This is a genomic window from Marinobacter sp., assembly GCF_035268745.1.
Lineage (GTDB): Bacteria > Pseudomonadota > Gammaproteobacteria > Pseudomonadales > Oleiphilaceae > Marinobacter.
On sequence record NZ_DATFKH010000057.1, the window covers coordinates 95,532 to 113,565 of the forward strand.

Here is an 18,034-nt window from a genome sequence, read left to right on the forward strand (position 1 = left end):
AGAGTGGGGCTATGTATCAGCATAATGTCCGAGGCCTGGTCCTGGCCGGCCTCTTTGCCTGTCTATTAATCGGCTTGCCGGTGATGGCCGGGGAGCCGGAGAGCGAAGGCAAGCGCCTCTATGATTTCTACTGCTATCAGTGCCATGCCTATTCCGGCACTGGCCAGACCGTGGCGGCCCGTACCCTTGATCCGCCCCCCAGGGACTTTACCAGTGAGCGGGCCAGGGCACTGTCCCGGGAGCAAATGCTGGATGCGGTACGCAATGGCCGCCCGGGCACCGGTATGGTTGGCTTTGGTGGCGTCATCGGCGAGGAGGGGGTGCAGGCCGTTGTGGACTATCTGACCGAGGCCTTCATGAGTGGCACGGCATCAGATGCCCGTTACCACACACCCGCCAATGGCTGGCCGGATCATGAACAACGCTACCAGACAGCTTTCCCGTTTGCTCTGGGTGAGATACCCCTGGATACCCCCGATAGCGACCTGACCAGCAAGCAGTTAAGGGGCAAGCGGCTGTTTCTTTCCGGCTGTGTGACCTGTCACGACAGTGGCGTGGTCAGCGACCCGGGGCCGGTATGGGAGACGCGGGCGGTGTCCTACCCCCGGGGCGTTTATGACCACCGTAACCCACCTACCGGGGCCGGGCCGGCTGACGCGATCAGCGCGGCGTCACCCTATCTGCATCATGAACTCGCCCCTTCGCTGCCAGAGGACAGTGAGATATTGCGCCGGGGAGAGCGTGTCTACCAGGATAACTGTGCCTTCTGTCATGCTCCCGACGGCACCGGACGGAACTGGATTGGCAGTTTTCTCGAGCCTCATCCCCGGGACCTGACAAACTCCGCGGTGATGCAGTCGATGACGCCACAACGTCTCGAGGCGGTCATACGCGAGGGTCTGCCAGGCACTTCCATGCCGGCCTGGAAGGACGTGCTTGATGATGACCGGATTACTGCCCTGGTTCACTATATTGACCGGGTTTTCCACCCCCTTGCACCGGCCACCGGCGGTTTCAGCCCTGTTACCGAGGCCTCCGGGGCGGCGCTGGGCTGGCAACGGGTATCGCCACGGTCAGAGTAGTCGAGCATTGTTGACAGAAGTCAATTTTGTATGGTTCCTGTTAGCTCATACTTGCCTTAAAGACGGACGTTAGTCGTAAAGCGGTGCCGAATTTGGTCGGTACAGCCGAATGCAGGCTCGCAGGGCAATGTAACAGGGGGACGTGCTAGTTGACCGATACCAGTGAATTAATGAAAGTGATACTTGCCGATGACCATCCGCTGCTGCGGGAGGGCGTCGCCCGATCCCTGACCGCGGAACATGGTTTTGAAGTGGTCGGGGAAACCGACAGCGGTGAAAAGGCTGTTCAGCTTGCCCGGGACCTGGTTCCCGATCTTGTGGTATTGGACCTTGGCATGGGCGGCGGTGGAGGGCTGGCGGCAGCGGCCGACATCCTTGCCCTGGATCAGCCCACGGAAGTGGCCATACTGACTGTATCCGAAGATGAGAACGACCTGTTGATGGCTCTGAATATCGGAGTCAAAGGCTATATTCTCAAAGGAGTCACTGCCCGGGAATTGCGTGAGGCCCTGCTGGCAGTGAGTCGTGGTGATGCGTTTATATCGCCGGCGCTGGCTGCCACCATGCTCATGGACTTCTCCCGTCCGCGGCACCGTCACAACGAAGGGCTGAACGAACTGACCACCCGCGAGAACCAGATCCTGAAGTTACTGGGGGATGGTCTTACCAATCGGGAAATTGCCGACCAGTTGTGTCTCTCGGAGAAAACCGTCAAGCACCACATGACCAATGTGCTGCAGAAGTTGCAGGTACGTAATCGCGTGGAGGCAGCGCTGATTTCCCGCGAGCGGTTCAGAGCAGATCAGGGACGCAAGACAGACAGTACCTCCATGTCCTCCTGATCAAGATACTGAAATATCAGTACCCGTCCGTTGAACATATCCACCAGATAGACACGCTGTTGGTCATCCACCAACACGTCGGCCGGCAGGTAGAGGCGACCGAGGGGGCTGTTGTCGGTTGCCAGCGGCATCAGGAAGCGTCCCTCCGCATCAAACACCAGCATGCGGTTGTAGTAGGATTCCACCACGTAGACATGCCCGGCTCCGTCCACTGCCACGCCCTTGGGCCGCACCAGGTTGCCCACGTAGAGTCCGCGGGTGCCAATGATCTCCAGAAGTTCACCCGCCGGGTCCAGGTGCTGAACCCGGGCATTGAAGGTGTCCGTGACGTAGATACCCTGTTTGCTGACCGCAAGGTGGCTGGGGGCATTGAAGCGCCCGGGGTCGGTTCCCGGGCCGCCGAGGGTATGCAGGTGCGCGCCCTCGCCATTAAAAACCTTGATATTGTGGGCGCCGACGTCCGCCACATACAGCAGGGAGCGTTCATCATCCCATGCCAGCCCGGCCGGGCGCTGTAACACATCGTCACCAAATCGGCCCCGGGGCGTACCATCAGCGCCGAGACGGAATACCGCCCCCATTTCGGCGTCTGCCACCAGCACATCCCCTCCGGGCAAGGCCTCAATGCCACTGGGGCCAAGGAAGGGTTGCCCTATGACTGCCTGATTCCAGACCGTTAATTCCGGGGTGGCGGTGTCAAATACAAACACCGATGGTCGGCCCATATCGGTAATAAAAATCCGTCCCCCCGGGCCTTTGGCTATGGCATTGGGGCGGCGCATCACGGTGGGTTCCCGGTCTCCGTTGCCCAGACCAACAATCCAGCGAAACACTTTTTCGGCGGTCGACATGGTGTCTGTGGGAGTCCGGAAATTCTGTTCCCCGAGCAGTTGGCCAACGTAGGCGTAGCGGGCGGGGTCCGGCGGTTCGGGCCAGGTGAGCCGTTCCCCGGAATTGGGTTCCTCCGCCGGTGTGATGTTGAAAGTGGGCGGTGCGCTGGCGCAAGCCGTCAGCAAGAGCGCAAGCAGCAATGCCAGAGACCGCTGGAAAAACACTAGCCGCCTCCGGAACGGGGGCTGTTTTCCTCACAAGCCCGGGCCGACACTCCCAGCACGTGAATGCGGCCGGCCACACCATCGGCGACATAGACTTCACCAAACCCAACAGTCAGGCCGTCCAGGCTACCCAGGGACAGTGTGGTAGGTTTCGCGTCCCGGGCATCGGTGTCCGGGGTAAATACGAACAGCTGTCGGTTGAAAGTGTCCGCTACGATAACCCGGCCCTGTTGATCCACAGCGAGTGGCCCCGGCTGAATGAGGCCGGGATGGCTGATCTCGGCCACCAGGCGGCCATCGGTAAAGGCCTGAACCCGTCGTTGTACCGGATCGGAAACCCACAGTCGCTCACCGTCTGTGGCCAGCCCACCGATGCGACTGAAGCGATCACCCTCGATAATGCCGCCGATATCCTCCCTTCCGCCCAGGCTGTTGAGTGCCAGGATACGACCGGCCATATCATCCGCCACCAGTACCCGGCCCTGGTTATCCAGGGCAAGCAGGCTGGGTGCAAAGCCGATGCCGTCGGCAAAAACCTCGGTCTGGCCGGTGGTCTCATCAAAACGCAGGATTTTGCCCTGGCGTGGGTCCGCCAGGTAGAGTTGGCCAAATTTGTCGAGGGCTAGCTGGGTATCAGCGGAAAGCCGGGCTGACAGAACAGTGGCCAGGGCATCGGTAAACGGTTCGAGCCGCAGAACAGCGCGGTGGCCGGCATCATAGAACCAGATGCCGTTTATGTCGGCGGCCAGCGCGACCGGCCGCCGAAATTGTATGAAATTGGTGCCGTCCCAGCCGCCGTCAATAGTGCGGTTGGGTTGCAGTTGCCAGCCGCAGGCGGCCTGCCCGGCAGCAGTAGTCGCCGGGCCGCTACCGGCACAGCCTGCCAGAAGCAGTGCTGGCAGCAGCAGGGTGGCGATACGGAGTGAGTTTACCACCGTCCCGGTCCCGAGGTCTGGTGTCCACCCTTGATCTGGGACTCCAGCCCTTCCTTGCCAGAGTGGCACATAACGCAGTTCTGCAGACCCCAGGCAATTTCGTCATTATGGCAGGCCCCACAGTACTTGCCTTCCTCAAGAGCGTTCATGTTCATCTCGTTGGCACCAACCCGCATTTCAAAGTCCAGCTCGGCGTGGCAGACCTTGCAGCGGAATCGAATTCGATGGAACCAGTGAGGGAAGATAACCGGAGGAACCCCCTCTTCCCCGGAAATGCGGTTAATCACCACGTCTCCATACTCCGCGGAAACAGGCGTAACAAGCAGCAGCGCCAGTGTCAGGGTGGTGGTGACTGTAACGGGCCAGCCGCGACGCTGTTGCCCGGCTTCAGTTCTGCTTTTGTTCCCGGATCTTGAGGTATTCTTCATAACTCACGCTGTGGCATCGACTGCATTCGGTAAGAGGGAACGATACTGCACCGTGGCAACTGCCACAGTATTCGCCCATCAGGATATCCAGCATGCTGAAAGAGGTGGCTCCCGCCTTCTCGGCAAAGGGCGCGGGGTGGCAGTTGCTGCAGTCCAGCCATTGCGTATGCTCCTTGTGGGGGAAGCGGACTACGTCCGCGCCAGCCGTGTCTGGAAAGTACACATCCAGATCCAGGGTGTTTATCTCGCCCTGTTTCTCAAGGGTTGCCCGGGGCTGGATATAGCCGTCCCGCACGGCTTTGTTCCAGTCTACCATATTGCCAGAGGTTGAGGACGGCAGACCTTCAAGCACCTCGCCTGGTTCCTGGAGTATGTCGATGGACGGCAGAGTGGGATCATGAAAGCCGTCCTTCGCCAGTGGCTTGTGCTTCGGCGCGTTATTGGCAGAGGGCTGCTGCGCCTGTGCGGAAAAGACCAGCGCCAGTAACGACAGGGTGAGCAGTCTCGCCAGTCTGGTCCTCATCACATTACCCCGGAATGAAAATTCCTACAGTGCGCAAGGCGCGGACCAATTGCCCGGTGGATTCGTTAAGGCTATCGACGGCGGCCTCATGGTTGCCGTCGTCTGCCTGGTTCTCCGCCTGTTGCCGCAACTCCCGGGCCTTGCCAAGGAAGTTGTCAATCATCCTTTTCATGCCTTCCGAAGTGTCAGAATCCTGCATGAACAGGCCCACCAGCTTCTGGTGAGTATCGTTGCGGGTCAGTTCATGCTGGTACTCTTCTTCCTTGGTGGCGAAGTCCAGGCTCCTGATCCGGGTTTGTCCCTCCCTCGCTGCCTGAATGCTCAGTTTCAGGGCAACGTAGGCCGCATCCAGGCGCTCCCGGGCCTGGTCAAGCTGATCCTGCTGGTGCAGGGTTTCGGCCCTGGCTACCTGCTGGCGGATTACTTCCCGGGTCTGGCTGAAGCTGGTGCCGAGTTCATCCTCTGCACCGACCCGTTCATGGGCATCCAGCAAGGCGTTGACGCTTTCCAGGCGGCGCCTGTAGTCGCGTTCGTGCTTGACTTCAATTACTTCGTCGGCTTCTGCCAGGCGCACCGCCATGAACATCATCTTGGTAGCTTTCTTGCCCAGTTCATCCGCCCGCTCGGCATCACCTGCCTCGCTGGCAGCCACGGCGCTACGGTAATAGGCCCGGGCCTCGTTGCGGCGCAGGTGCGCGGCCGGGTTGGAACTGTCACTCACCTGCTGGGCTGCCGAAGACTCTTCAATCAGGCGGGCAATGAAGGCCAGGTGAGCAGCGCCATTACCGGCTTTTTCCGGGGGGGTTACCGGATCGTTGGTCTCCTCGAGTATGGCCAGGAGAGAGGCCCCCAGAGAGGCTGACTCCAGGGGGGAGGATCTCAGCGAGCTTGACCCGACCGGGCCACCTTTTGATCTGGTGGCGGACGACTGAGACGCTGGCTCTGCGTCGGGTGTTACAGCTGCTGTTTCTGTTACCGGCGCTGCTGTCGCTGACTGATCCTGGCGGGCATCAGTGGTGCTGGCACAACCGCTGGCAAGGAGCGCTGCCAGCAGCGCAGGTACCAGACGGTGGTGGCGGGCAGACGATAACAGGGCTGAGCTGCGGATCACTGATTCGGACATGACAGTTACTGAGCCTCTTTTTGTGTGGCAGCTTCATCGGCAGGGGTTTTCGAGCGTGAATGACAGGACCGGCACTGGGTCACCGGAAAAGCGACGCGGCCGTGGCAGGCACCACACTGTTCACCCATCAGGATCGCCGCCATGCTCAGCGGGTTAGCACCACGCTGGGGTATAAAGATTGCGGGATGGCAGTTGGCGCAGTCCAGCCATTCAGTATGTTCCTTGTGGGGGAAAACCACATCCGGCATGGAGCCCTTGACCTCCCGGACAATGTCGAGATCCATGACAGTGGGTGACATGTCAGGGTCCTGGAGATCATAGCGCGGGTTGATCAATCCATCCTGCAGTGCCTCAACCCAGTCAACATAATTGCCGGCGTTTGCGTCCGGCAAAGCGGAAAAAGCCTCCCGGGGTGACTGCAGCCTGTCCGTTGCGGGATTGTCCGGATCGTGGATACCATCCTTCAGCGGCGGCGCGTTGCGGGTCTCCGGGTCTGCCATCAGTCGGTTGAAACTCAGGGGGTCCTTGCTCTGGGCACTTATGGACAATGGCATCACCAGCATGACGGCGGCCAGGGTTACGCTTGCAATTCGAAACATCATGGCAGTCCCCTTTTATTGGCCTTGATTACCCGGTGTCACCAGGCTCTTCAATGTGCTGCCATGGACGTGGGTTTCAAGACCGGGCTTACCCGAATGACACAGCTCGCAATTTTCCACGCCCCACGCAATGTTGCCGTTGTGACAGGCGCCACAGTACTCACCGTCAATGATCTTGAGCATGTTGATGTCGTTGCCCCCTGCCTGGAATTCAAAGCCCAGATCGCCATGACAGACCTTGCAGCGAAAGCGTATGCGATGGAACCAGTGGGGGAAGACGACTGGACGCATGTCGGAGTCTTCCGAATAATTGTTTATGACCACATCTCCATATTCGGCCCAGGCTTTTGATCCTGGCAGCATAACCAGTGCTGCACACATTACGCTGGCCAAGAGGCCCGCATGCAAAGCTTTGGGGTTCACCCATTTTGGGACTGACATAATCCGTCTCCCGGCAATTTTCCAGATACATCGAACACAGGTCAGTATGTTCTCTTCAGGCAAAATACGTCGCCGCCTGCAGGTATCGCCCCAGGCTGAGAATTCCGCACATAGGCGAGATGATAGCAGTGGCATGATGGCCCAACGAGGCACCAAGGTCGGTAGCAACTAGGACCTTGGTCTTACCTGGCAGGGGCTAAATGCCATGCGCTTGATGTAGCAGTGTCCCATCTGGTTAATTCGTTGACCTACTGCTTGCCGCTCGGGTCTCTGGCCGAGGCGCCAGCGCGCAGGTGTGGTGGTTCCACATCAAGGGCTGGCAACACAGGTCCAGAGGCCCGAGCGACAAGCCCTTCGGGAGCCCCTGGAAGCCTTGAGAGCGGTGTTGCGTCGGCTCGATTTACCACCAAACCTCCGCCACCGCGCCTTGCTCTCAAGGCTTTCAGGGGCTCAGTAGATCAGCGAATTAACCAGATGGGACACTAGGCTTTTCCGGTCAGTTATTGTGACAGGACAGGCACAGTCGGCTGCCGCTGTTGTCGCGGCGCAGCAGATTGGTCCGGGCCGCGTGGGGGTCGTGACAGCTGGCACACTCGATGTAGGGCGTGGCCCTGCCGTCCTGGCCTACGCGGGTGTAAAGTTGTACGTCTTCTTTTTCGCGGACGCCACCATTGCCGAGCCACCAGATGACCTGGCCATCGATTACATCGCGTTGTGGCGCATGGAAATCAGACGCCGGTTGCGCGAGCCGCTGTGAAAACCTTGCTGAACGCTGAGAGCCTTTAGCGGCGACTCCTTCGCTGTAGCGGCCGCGCGCGTACTCAATGCCCACAGGATGTTCGCCCGAGCGGTGCTGACCAGCCGAGGTGGTTTCGGCAAACCGGGCATCGCTGCCCCCGGCTTCTCCGGTTATCTGCTGGAAATCTCTGGGTATCGTGGTTGGCACTCCGGTGATGCCGGGGGCCTGGGTGCCGTCGTGGCAGGAAAGGCACGCGATCGACACGCTGCCCCGGCTACTGCCGCCCGGTTCGGTCTCGCCGCTGCGCCCCAGCGTGTCAAAGGTTTTGAAATTACGCTGTGGCAATGTGCCCTGTTGCTGCCAGAGGGGGTCGTGGCTGCCGGCATTGCCCCCGGGAATGTGGCAGGCCATGCAGACCTGTCTTTCATCGGTATTCTCGGAGGTAAGGTTATGGGGTGACTCCTGCATTGGCGACTGTGCCCATGCGGGCTGGGCCAGCAGAATCAATAGCAGGACTTTCCCGAAGATGGTGTGACGCTCAGACATCGTCCAGTCCTCTTATCCGTTCCTGCCACTCCTTGCTGTCCCACTCCTGCTCGCCCAGCACACGCTGGCGAAGGGTGCCGTCAGTACCGATCAGAAATGTCTCGGGAAAGGCCCGGACCGCGAGAATGGGGTCTGTGGCCTCGCCACTGGGATCCACCAGGACATCGAATGTAACCTCCAGGCGGCGCAAGAATTCCTCAACCAGAAAACGGTCCACGTCCACGGAAATTCCCACCACTTCATATTTTTCGGCAGGCAGTGTATCCGCCAGTCGTTGCAGGGCAGGCATTTCCTTGCGGCAGGGCGGGCACCAGGTTGCCCAGAGATTAAGTACCACCACCTGGCCCCGCAAATCTGTCAGCGACCAACTACTGCCATCAGCCCTGGTCAGTTCCAGTTCCGGCATCGGCTTACCAACCAGCTCCGGTGCAGATTCCCGGGAGCCCATGGCCATCAGCGCAACGGCCAGGGCAGTTATTACGGTCACCAGCGGCCAGCGGCGTTTCATGACTTCCCGCCTTCTGTGCCGGTGGCTGGCTCTGCACGATCCTCTGCCTGTGGTTCTGCCCCGGCTTCGGTTTCTGCCTGGGCCGGGTTCTGGGAAGCCTGCCATTCCCATAGTGCCGCCCTGGCAGTTGCCAGATAGGGCTCCTCGGCCTCACCAGCGAGGTGAATAAAACTGCGCATGGCGCCCAGAGCTGCTTCCCGGTTACCGATGCCGTCCATGGCAACGGCCAGACCATAATAAGCATTGGCCTGGTAAGTGTTCAGATCGATGGCCGTTGCGAAAAAGTCAGCGGCAGCCTCGTAGGCCTCTTCTCCGAGCAGGGCAAACCCCATGTTGACATGTGCCTCCGGCAGGCGGGGGCGCAGCTCCAGCACCCGGTGCAGAGCCTTGATGGCGTACTGGTATTCGCCAGCATGGAGCATGATGACCGCCTGATTGAACCTTTCCCGCAGTTCTGCCTCCCCGGCCTCCCGGACATGCGCCTCAGGTGTGGCTTGCGGATCGGCCTTGAGCGGCTGGGGCAGTTCCAGGACACCGCCACGGCTGCTGCCTGGCCGGCTCTCGGTGGAATCATGCACCGCTCTGGTGGCGCTTTCCGTGACCGCGTCCTCGTCCGGCACAAGGTACTCCTGGGGGACCCGGGAAAGCGCAAAACCGATGACTAGAATAGCCGCAACAGCACCCATTGCGGCTTTGAGTTTACGGTCTATGGGCTTTTTAAGAACCATCAGCATTGTCACCTGTTGGTGGGCGGTGGACGGAAAACCGTCGCACCACCATGGTCTGCCGGCTTCCAAGGGCCAGCCACATCAACATCACAAACAGTAATACGCCCATTATTGCTGCCAGACCACCCAGCCCCATCATTGCCATGCCCCCCAGGGCTGCCTCATTTAACGGCTCCCCCGGGGTTTTACGCGCCAGCCCGTGGCCGCCCGACCAGGCCAGCCCGGCCGCCATGAGTGCGACGCCAGAGCCATAGATCCCCAGTTGCAGGGTTTGCCAGCGCCGGCCGGGTGGATGGCCACCGAGTTTGGGTAACAGCCGGAAAGTAAGGCCCATCAGGGCAATGGTTACGGCACCGGTGGCAGCGTGGTAATGCGCCGGTACCAGCAGGCTGTCATCACGGATAAGGCTGCCCAGCACAGCGCCAGCGACACACAGTGCCATGGAAATTCCAAGGGCCAGGCGTGCCCCGTTGCGCTCAGTGTTTACAGTGGTCACTAATTGTACCATTAACACGGCTATGAGTGGCAGCAGCCAGTAGCCACTTGCCATCATCATCCAGGTGAAAGCACGGAAGTAACTGCTATCCTGAGGCGAGCCACTGAGCGCCACCAGTAGCGCCATAGCTACTGGCAGAACGCCCAGAGCCTGCCAGCTCGCGATCACCGCAGGGGAGACCGCTGGCCGCATTCCTCCCAGCCGGGCAAGCCACAACCAGGCCAGCGCCATCAGCTGGGCATAGGCAATCTGCAATACATGACCACTACCCCAGAACAGCTGTTCATAGAAGCTCGCGGGCGCCAGGTCCATGGGCAGTTTTACCAGCGCCAGCACCAGGATCAGGGCCGCTACCACCACGGTCAGCGCGACACTGGCAAGCCCCAGTCTCAGGGTCTGCTGATGGCTCTCGGGCCAGTGCCAGTAGCGGCCGGTCCACAGGAATCGCAGGGCAGCAGTCACCGCACCGGTGGCAAAGAGCCCCAGGCCCAGCAGGTAGGCGTCCTGCTGCAGTACCGGTACATAATTGCTGGTGATTGCATTGCCCGGACCGCTAAGCAGCGGCGTCAGTAACATCAGCAGGGCGCCGCTGCCGGCGAGACCCAATGGCAGGGCTCCGACCAGGGTGCGGGAGGGTGAGAACCAGCACCAGAGCGCAGCCGCCAGGGCCAGGCACCAGACCAGTATTGAAAAGTTGACATGCAGCACCAGGGCATCGGCAAAGGCTATGCGGCCCGCGAGCATGCCGGCAATGCCCGGGGTACGGGCGGCTACCAGCAGGACTGCCATCAGTGCGGCCAGCCCCAGGGCGGCTACCGCAAGCAACAGCCAGCCTTTCACACCACCGTTGCGGCTGGCATGGCTGGGGGCGGGATTCTGAGCTGGCTGGGGCAGGCTTCGCTGATCGGTCATTTATAATATGCTACACTTGGCTGTTGAAAAGCAGACACGGACTTTGGTCGTAATCAGGTCTTGACGGAATCACCATGATGGCTACCCTTCTCCACGATCAGCGCCTCGCAAACGCGTTGATCGGTTCCGCGCTGGTCACTTTTACCCTTCTGCTTCACATTATTTTCCCCAATACCGGCGCCAGCGGTCAGACCCTGCCTTTCAATGGCGCCATGTGGATGGGATTCTTCCTGATGGTGGCTCTGGCACTTTGGCCGGTGACACACGGAAAAGTTCAATTCAGTGCTTTTCACCAAGGCGTGGCCATGCTGCTTCTTGCCTTCTGGCTGCCGTTGTTCTGGAGCTGGAATGAGGCTTCGCTGGTAGCGCTGCCGCGGCTCCTGGGCGTTACCGCCGGCGCGCTGCTGCTGTTCGCGCTGGCTCAACCCGGCCTCTCCCGGCGGCACTGGTGGTGGCTGGGCATGGCCATACTGGCTGGCGCCCTGCTGGAAACGGCGCTGGGGTATGTCCAGCTCTATGTGCTTGAACGCACCGACCCCCTGAGTTACCTGCTTGGCTATGACCCGCTTTCGGGCCGGCCTTTCGGTGTATTTCAGCATGTCAATGTCATGGCTTCTTTCCTGGCTTCCGCCCTGGTCATTTCCGCCTGGCTGCAGGGTGAGGCCCGCAACCGGCTGGAGAAAGCGGTTATCCTGCTGGCGCCGCTGTTTATGCCAGTATTGATACTGGTAATCCAGTCCCGTACCAGCTGGTTTGCCGTCCTGATTGCGGTCCCCCTGGTACTGATCCATTTGTACAAGCTGGACCAGGCCCGTTGCCGGGAGTGGGGTGCAGCTCTGTTGGTCGGCTGCATGCTGGCCGCCATCGCCTGGTGGGCGCCCTGGGCGGAGGAGTCGGTTGCCGTCAAGGCGGTCGACAAGGCGGGGGAACGCCTGCCGGTATACCTGCATAGTTTGCGGATGATTCTGGAAGCGCCGTTTTCCGGTTGGGGTTACGGCCGGTTCCAGCATGACTTCGTGCACAGCTTTGCCGACTGGCGTGCGGCCCTGCCGGTCAATCAGCCAGTGGTTGTCGACCCCCTCATCACTGCGACCTTTTTCCATCCCCACAACGAATTGCTGTTGTGGGGGGTGGAAGGTGGACTGCTGCCAATGCTGGCAATGATTGGCTTTGGCAGTTGGGTGATCTGGCGAATCTGGAGCCATGGCCCCAGGGGCGAAAGGTTGTTGATGACCGTTCTGCCACTGCCACTGGTGCTTCATGCCATGACCGAATTTCCATTCTATTATTCCCTCGGGCACTGGCTGGCCTTCCTGCTGATACTGGGCATGATCGCGGACCGGTGCTGGCCCACCCGGGAAAAAACCATGGGTTCTGGTGCCCCGCTCCGGGTCGGTATTATTTTTGCCGTGCCGCTGTTATGGGGGTTCATGATGACGCACCTGCACGCCCTGTGGCAGATAAAACTGGTGATTGACCGGCAGGGCAGGGATATTTCATCCCTCGAGCGCATCGTTAACCCGCTGGGCATCGGTTATGAAATTGATTACCTGCAGATGAATTATGATCTGCACCGCAAGAGCCCGCAGGCCTACCGCGAATACAAGCTCTGGTGGCTGGAGGCGTCCGGCAAGTATCCTGACCGGGGTCTTTACGAAAACATGCTGGTATTGCAGCGGATGCACAATGACCGGAATCCGGTGCTCAGCTACGAGGAAGCCGCAAGGTTGTACCCGCTGATACCGGCGTGGTTGGGGCGGTAACCGTAATTATCCATGTATGATCTTTTTCAGAGCCCCTTTGAACGCATCTCTGTTCTCGCTGCATCCAGGTTGTGTCGAGCGTCAAGATAGTCAGGTTGCAACTCCACAGCTTTTTCCAGCTGCCTGATAGCGCTTTCCAGTTGTCCCAGACGCGCCAGCAGGATACCCATGTTGTTGGCAACTTCTGCGTTGGTGGGGTCAAGCTCCTGGGCTTTGCGATAATGCTCCAGGGCCTTTTCCGGCTGGTTGCGCTGTTGCGCAATCACGGCCAGTGCGAAGTATGCATAGGCTTGTTCGGGGTCGCGTGCCAGTGCCTGCCGGAAATGTTTCTCTGCCTGTTTTATCTGTCCCATCTCTGCCTGGAGTACGCCCAGGTTAAGAAATGCTTCGCCTATGGTCGGGTCCAACTCAATGATTTTGCTGTATTGCTTGATGGCCTGGGAGTTCTGGCCCTCCTGGACCAGAAGCACTGCCAGATTCTTGCGGATGGTTACCGAGTCCGGCTTTAACGTCAGGGCACGCTGGTACGCGGAAATGGCTTTCTGGGTGTTGTTGGTCTTTTTAAAGATGTGGGCAAGGTCAAGCCAGGCGTCGTACCGTGTCGGATAGAGCTCGACTGCCTGACTGGCAAACTCCAGAGCCTCATCCATTTTGCCCCGCCGCTCAGAAGAAAGCGCCAGCAGGGAGAGGATCAGCGGCGAGTTGCCAAACTCCCTCTGGCTGCGGCGCAATAATGCGTGGGCCTCTTCGAGTTTACCTCCCCAGCCAACGACTGCGGAGAGATTGATAAGTGCACGGCGTTGCTTTTCATCATTCAGGGAAGCCATGCGCTCAGCGGTTACCTGGGCAATCGTCTGCTCGTTCCAGGTCGGTGTCCGGCGTACAATCTGACGGCTGCTCAGTTCATCCAGCAACTCCAGCGCCAGTAACTTGTGCATTTCTATGGTCGGATGCACATGATCAAGGAATAATCGCTCCCCTGGCAGTTCGTGGCCCCAGCGTTGGCGGGATACATTCCCGATCAATGATGGGAAGTCAATGAGTGTTACCTGGTTTTCTGCCGCTACCTTCTGCAAGGTATTCTGCAGTTTGCCTGGCATTCTCAGCGGCGCCACGTCTTCATCCACACTGCGCTGGAAGGCCGAACGGGCATCGTCATAACGTTCCAGTTCAAATAATGCCTGGCCGCGCCAGTAGTGCAGCCCGGCGTAACGGTCATCCAGCTTTAGAGCCTTGTCGAAATGGTCCAGTGCGGCTTCATAGCGGTGTTGATTGAAGCGTTGTTTCCCCGCCCGGAAAAAGCCTTTCCAGTCTTCTCGATCCTGCCCCCTCAGCCCTTCACGATGAGTGCTTTTAAAAGGAGTTTCGTTACGGAGTTTGGCTGCCGGCATGATGAACTGAATGTCACTGCCCCGGGACCGGGCCAAACGGATCATGCGCTCAAGATTAAAGCGGTAATGTTCGGCGATCTGCTCCCTGAGCCTGTCGTCCCGTTCGTAGGAATCGGGACCTACGGTGTGTTTCAGAATGTCATCGACTTCGGCAGCCAGGGCAGTCCTCTCATCCGCTTGCCCGGCCGTGGACGTGTTGCTCGGTTGCAGGCTGCGCTTGAGCAGGCTATAGGTCCGTAGCCGGCTCAGTTGAATATTCAGGTCGCGTAACCACTCGGGCATATCGACAATACCGCGGTAGGTACGCTCCTCGAGGAACTCGTTGTGACCGGAATATACAATGTAAAGATCCGGCTGGTAACGGCCAAGTTCCGGCATCATGGCCGCAACCCGGTAGCTGGCGTAACTGATTCCGCCAAGGTTGATGACTTCCCAGCGCCGGGAGGGATCGGCTTTGCCGAGAAAGGCCTCCAGCCAGCCACAGAAGGAGGTGGTATGATCATAGGGCCGGCCATAGGTTGTGGAGCCACCCAGGCAAAAAATACGGTAGCTGCCTTGAGCCTTGCTCAAGGGGAATCGCTGATAATTGAACAGACGACGTTTTTGTGGGGCCAGCGCCATCCAGGTTTCATTACTATCAGCTTCTTCCTCGGTCACAAACATTGGCGCTTTGCCCGAGAAGCCCACATAGGGGTCGCTGTCAACGAAAAGCGGGACAATGCCGACAAGCACCAGCACCATTTCTGTCAGGGCAAAGAACAGCAGTGTCAGGAGGCTTCCCAAAAGCCAGCGATACAGAGGGCTTGGGCGTTGACTGTCAGAAGATGGCATAGATAAACGGCAACAGGACAGAGCCTTCGCTGGTAGTAATCACGATGCCCATAAGCAGCAATATAGTGATAATGGGTATCATCCAGTAGCGTTTGCCGTGGCGAATGAATTCCCAGAGATCACGTATAAGTTCAATAATAGCCATTTTCCAGGGTTCTTATGCCGGCTCAGAATGGCCGTTTCATTTCATCGGGACCGATAGGATGGCCACGCCAATGGCGGTTGACAGCACAGCGGGGATTACCTCGTCGGTCGAGCCGTGTCTGCCGGAAGAGTTGCATCAGCAAACCGGTCGGAACCATAACCAGAAACCATACCAGCGTTAGCATTACCAGAGTATTGGTAACGTGCAAGATCCTTGCAGTTTTCCGGAGACCATACTGCAGTCGCGCCTTAAACGCCCTCAGTCCGGTTCGAATGTTTGCTCCCATTCCCTACCTTTTGCTGGTTCAGGCTGATCGGATTTACTTAACAGCAAGTTATCGATGACCAGATAGTCCATTTCGGTGGCCATGAAGCACTCATAGGCCTGGACCGCCGTGGCAACCATTGGTTCCCCTCGTCGATTGAAAGAAGTATTGATCAGGACCGGCAAGCCAGTGCGCTGACTATAGGCGAGTAATAGCGCATGCAGTCTGGGATTCTGGCTCGGGTTAACCGTCTGGAGCCGGGCTGAGCCATCAACGTGGCTGATAGCTGGCAGGCGATCAATGTATTTTTTTTTGATCGGCACGACAAACTGCATATACGGGCTGGGATGGTCAATATCGAAGATTTCGGCCGCCCGCTCTTCCACCACAACCGGTGCAAAGGGTCGGAAGGATTCGCGATGTTTTATCTTTGAGTTAAGGGTTTGCTGCATATCCGCTCTGCGAGGGTCCGCCAGAATGGAACGGTTGCCCAGTGCCCGGGGGCCAAACTCTGCTCGTCCCTGTATCCAGCCCACAACCGCGCCTTCGGCAATGAAGTGGGCCACTCGGGCAATCAGCTCCTGCTCTTCCATCACCTGAAACCGGGCATTCTGGGCTAAAAACTGGGTCTCAGTCTGACTCGCGTTGCAGGCGGGACCCAGGTAGGTGTTATGCATGGTATTTTTCATGACAGTGCGGGGTTGGCCGAGTAATTGATAGTGGCCGCACAGGGCCGCTCCCAGGGCACTGCCGGCATCGCCGGCTGCCGGCTGGATCCAGATGTGCTCAAAAAGGCCGCTGCGCAGCAGCTGGCCATTGGCTACGGAGTTCAGGGCAACGCCTCCTCCCAGGCAAAGCTGGTTTTCTCCGGTTTCCCTGCTGACCGTGCGGGCGAGTCTGAACATGATCTCTTCAGTCACAGTCTGGATAGAGCAGGCGATATCCTGGTGGAAAGCTTCAATGGCGTTTTCAGGGGCGCGGGGGGACCTTCCAAAGAAGGAGTGAAAGCGGGCATTGGTCATGCTAAGACCGGTAGCAAAGTCGAAATAGCGCATGTTCAACCGGAAACTGCCGTCCTCGTCCAGCTGGACCAAAGTTTCGAGGATGCGGTCAGCGTAGCTGGGCTTGCCATAGGGCGCCAGCCCCATCATCTTGTACTCTCCGGAATTGACCCGGAATCCCAGATATTGGGTGAACGCTGAATACAGCAACCCGAGTGAATGCGGAAAGCGTTGCTCCCACAGCGGCAACAACTCCTTGCCGTTACCCAGCCAGGCAGACAGGGTTGCCCATTCCCCGACGCCATCGACACAAAGAACGACTGCCCGCTGGAAAGGGCTTGGGTAGAATGCGGCGGCGGCGTGGGACTGGTGGTGTTCGGTGAAACGTAAAGGCGGCAGCCGGGATACAGGTATCCCGCTTAGGCAACCCAGCTCCTTGCGCAGGCACGCTTTCAGGTACAGTTTCTCTTTGATCCAGACAGGCATCGCTTGAAGAAACGATCTCAGTCCCCGGGGGCTGAACGCGAGGTAGGTTTCCAGGAGACGTTCAAACTTCAGTAACGGCTTGTCATAGAAAATGATCTGGCTGACTGCCGATAGACCAATGTTGGCCTCCGCCAGGCAGTAGTTGATAGCCTCAGCCGGAAAGCAGGCATCATGTTTGCGCCGGGAAAAACGTTCCTGCTGGGCAGCCGCGACGATGCAGCCGTGCCTGTCCACAAGGGCAGCTGCACTGTCATGATAATAAGCGGAAATACCCAGTATCCAACCCGGGTTCACATCGTCTGGCGACTGCTCATGCAGATGGGCGCCAGGGGTGCTTGGTGGCATTCCTCACATTACCCCTTTATGGGGCGCGTTGGAGAAAAACGGCACTCCGTAGAAGGTAAGAAAGGCGAGTGAAAAAACCCCGATCACCAAAACCGCACTAAGTTCTGGTGAAGGCTTGAAGGTAATGCGCAGGTGAATTGCAAAGGCCAGTAAAAGCCAGGTAATGAATGACCAGGTTTCCAGGGCGTTCCAGTTCCAATAACGTCCCCATGCGTCATGAGCCCAGATAGCCCCGGCCACCAGCATCAGACTGTGAAAAATCAGGGCGATAGCCATAAACCGATAGGCAAGGTCGGCCAGACTGCCGTTTACCGGCAGCCGGGCGAAGCGTTCCCGTGCCGGTTGCAGGTGGCGAAGCAGGATGATGCCGGAGAGTCCGACCGCTACCAGCACCATTCCCGAGAACACCTTGGCAAAGCTGATGTGGATGTACAACCAAAGGGTGTTGTAGTGGCTAGGCAGGTGGCCGGGGGTGTTGTCGGAAAGCTGCATCCAGCCCATCAGCATGAAAATCACCGGCATGATTATCGCTGAGGCCGGCCGGACCACCTGATAGCGCCAGTAGACGATCAGAAAAATCAGCATGAAGCTCCAGATATTACTCGAGAGAATATCGAACATGGTCAGGTAGGGGCCATGGCCGAGGCGCACCCAGCGGATGGCCAGAAAGGCCGTATGAAGCAGTAAAGCGAGGGCAAGAATGGCCAGCACGGTGCGCTCTGGAAGACGTTTGAGTACCACGCCAATAATTGCCGCAGACCCGCCAATCACATAACCAATCAGTGCGCACCACAGTAATACTAGTTCCCACTTTTCCATTCATCACCTCTTAAAATTAGCCTGTGGCGTG

The 18,034-nt window shown here is 58.7% G+C and carries 18 protein-coding genes; 3 read left to right on the plus strand and 15 right to left on the minus strand.

Annotation, left to right across the window (positions count from 1 at the left end; all coding sequences use genetic code 11):
• Positions 1-11 precede the first annotated feature (11 nt).
• Both VJ956_RS05235 and VJ956_RS05240 read left to right on the plus strand, forming a co-directional pair.
• Positions 12-1,082: a c-type cytochrome gene (locus VJ956_RS05235; RefSeq protein ID WP_324082428.1), complete on the plus strand. Its 1,071-nt coding sequence runs from the start codon at positions 12-14 to the stop codon at positions 1,080-1,082.
• A gap of 149 nt (positions 1,083-1,231) precedes the next feature.
• Positions 1,232-1,924 (plus strand): response regulator transcription factor, encoded by a 693-nt coding sequence (locus tag VJ956_RS05240; protein WP_324082430.1) that lies wholly within the window; start codon positions 1,232-1,234, stop codon positions 1,922-1,924.
• Here VJ956_RS05240 and VJ956_RS05245 read toward each other — a convergent pair.
• The 11 genes from VJ956_RS05245 to VJ956_RS05295 form a co-directional block, all read right to left on the minus strand.
• Positions 1,885-2,979 (minus strand): hypothetical protein, encoded by a 1,095-nt coding sequence (locus tag VJ956_RS05245; protein WP_324082432.1) that lies wholly within the window; start codon positions 2,977-2,979, stop codon positions 1,885-1,887. The two genes, VJ956_RS05240 and VJ956_RS05245, sit on opposite strands and share 40 nt — an antisense overlap.
• On the minus strand, positions 2,979-3,914 hold the full coding sequence (locus VJ956_RS05250; protein ID WP_324082434.1) for an NHL repeat-containing protein: 936 nt from the start codon (positions 3,912-3,914) through the stop codon (positions 2,979-2,981). Before VJ956_RS05250 ends, VJ956_RS05245 begins: the two co-directional genes overlap by 1 nt.
• Positions 3,908-4,342, minus strand: a complete 435-nt coding sequence (locus tag VJ956_RS05255) for a c(7)-type cytochrome triheme domain-containing protein (RefSeq protein WP_324082435.1) — start codon at positions 4,340-4,342, stop codon at positions 3,908-3,910. Before VJ956_RS05255 ends, VJ956_RS05250 begins: the two co-directional genes overlap by 7 nt.
• Positions 4,302-4,865: a c(7)-type cytochrome triheme domain-containing protein gene (locus tag VJ956_RS05260; protein ID WP_324082438.1), complete on the minus strand. Its 564-nt coding sequence runs from the start codon at positions 4,863-4,865 to the stop codon at positions 4,302-4,304. Before VJ956_RS05260 ends, VJ956_RS05255 begins: the two co-directional genes overlap by 41 nt.
• A 4-nt stretch (positions 4,866-4,869) precedes the next feature.
• Complete coding sequence (locus tag VJ956_RS05265) at positions 4,870-5,988, minus strand: hypothetical protein (RefSeq protein WP_324082440.1); 1,119 nt, start codon at positions 5,986-5,988, stop codon at positions 4,870-4,872.
• A 5-nt stretch (positions 5,989-5,993) separates the two neighbouring features.
• Positions 5,994-6,590, minus strand: coding sequence for a c(7)-type cytochrome triheme domain-containing protein (locus VJ956_RS05270; RefSeq protein WP_324082441.1), 597 nt, complete (start codon positions 6,588-6,590; stop codon positions 5,994-5,996).
• 12 nt (positions 6,591-6,602) lie between these two features.
• Positions 6,603-6,878 carry a c(7)-type cytochrome triheme domain-containing protein gene (locus VJ956_RS05275; protein WP_324082443.1) on the minus strand — a complete coding sequence of 92 codons (276 nt, stop codon included), beginning with the start codon at positions 6,876-6,878 and terminating at the stop codon, positions 6,603-6,605.
• 646 nt (positions 6,879-7,524) lie between these two features.
• Positions 7,525-8,313 carry a cytochrome c3 family protein gene (locus VJ956_RS05280; RefSeq protein WP_324082446.1) on the minus strand — a complete coding sequence of 263 codons (789 nt, stop codon included), beginning with the start codon at positions 8,311-8,313 and terminating at the stop codon, positions 7,525-7,527.
• Complete coding sequence (locus tag VJ956_RS05285; protein ID WP_324082448.1) at positions 8,306-8,821, minus strand: TlpA disulfide reductase family protein; 516 nt, start codon at positions 8,819-8,821, stop codon at positions 8,306-8,308. The genes VJ956_RS05280 and VJ956_RS05285 overlap by 8 nt, the downstream gene beginning before the upstream one ends.
• Positions 8,818-9,549, minus strand: coding sequence for a hypothetical protein (locus VJ956_RS05290; RefSeq protein WP_324082450.1), 732 nt, complete (start codon positions 9,547-9,549; stop codon positions 8,818-8,820). The genes VJ956_RS05285 and VJ956_RS05290 overlap by 4 nt, the downstream gene beginning before the upstream one ends.
• Positions 9,539-10,957, minus strand: a complete 1,419-nt coding sequence (locus tag VJ956_RS05295) for a cbb3-type cytochrome c oxidase subunit I (RefSeq protein WP_324082452.1) — start codon at positions 10,955-10,957, stop codon at positions 9,539-9,541. The genes VJ956_RS05290 and VJ956_RS05295 overlap by 11 nt, the downstream gene beginning before the upstream one ends.
• Before the next feature lie 74 nt (positions 10,958-11,031).
• Between VJ956_RS05295 and VJ956_RS05300 the strand changes: the two genes are divergently transcribed.
• Positions 11,032-12,720 (plus strand): PglL family O-oligosaccharyltransferase, encoded by a 1,689-nt coding sequence (locus VJ956_RS05300; protein ID WP_324082454.1) that lies wholly within the window; start codon positions 11,032-11,034, stop codon positions 12,718-12,720.
• A 26-nt stretch (positions 12,721-12,746) separates the two neighbouring features.
• Here VJ956_RS05300 and VJ956_RS05305 read toward each other — a convergent pair whose 3' ends face one another.
• The 4 genes from VJ956_RS05305 to VJ956_RS05320 form a co-directional block, all read right to left on the minus strand.
• Positions 12,747-14,894, minus strand: a complete 2,148-nt coding sequence (locus VJ956_RS05305; RefSeq protein ID WP_324082456.1) for a tetratricopeptide repeat protein — start codon at positions 14,892-14,894, stop codon at positions 12,747-12,749.
• A gap of 34 nt (positions 14,895-14,928) precedes the next feature.
• On the minus strand, positions 14,929-15,087 hold the full coding sequence (locus VJ956_RS05310; RefSeq protein ID WP_324082458.1) for a DUF5989 family protein: 159 nt from the start codon (positions 15,085-15,087) through the stop codon (positions 14,929-14,931).
• 258 nt (positions 15,088-15,345) lie between these two features.
• Positions 15,346-17,184, minus strand: coding sequence for a carbamoyltransferase (locus VJ956_RS05315; RefSeq protein WP_324082460.1), 1,839 nt, complete (start codon positions 17,182-17,184; stop codon positions 15,346-15,348).
• A gap of 3 nt (positions 17,185-17,187) precedes the next feature.
• The gene (locus VJ956_RS05320; RefSeq protein ID WP_324082462.1) at positions 17,188-18,003 is read right to left on the minus strand and encodes a cytochrome c biogenesis protein; all 816 of its coding nucleotides are present in this window, start codon (positions 18,001-18,003) and stop codon (positions 17,188-17,190) included.
• Between the last annotated feature and the right edge of the window lie 31 nt (positions 18,004-18,034).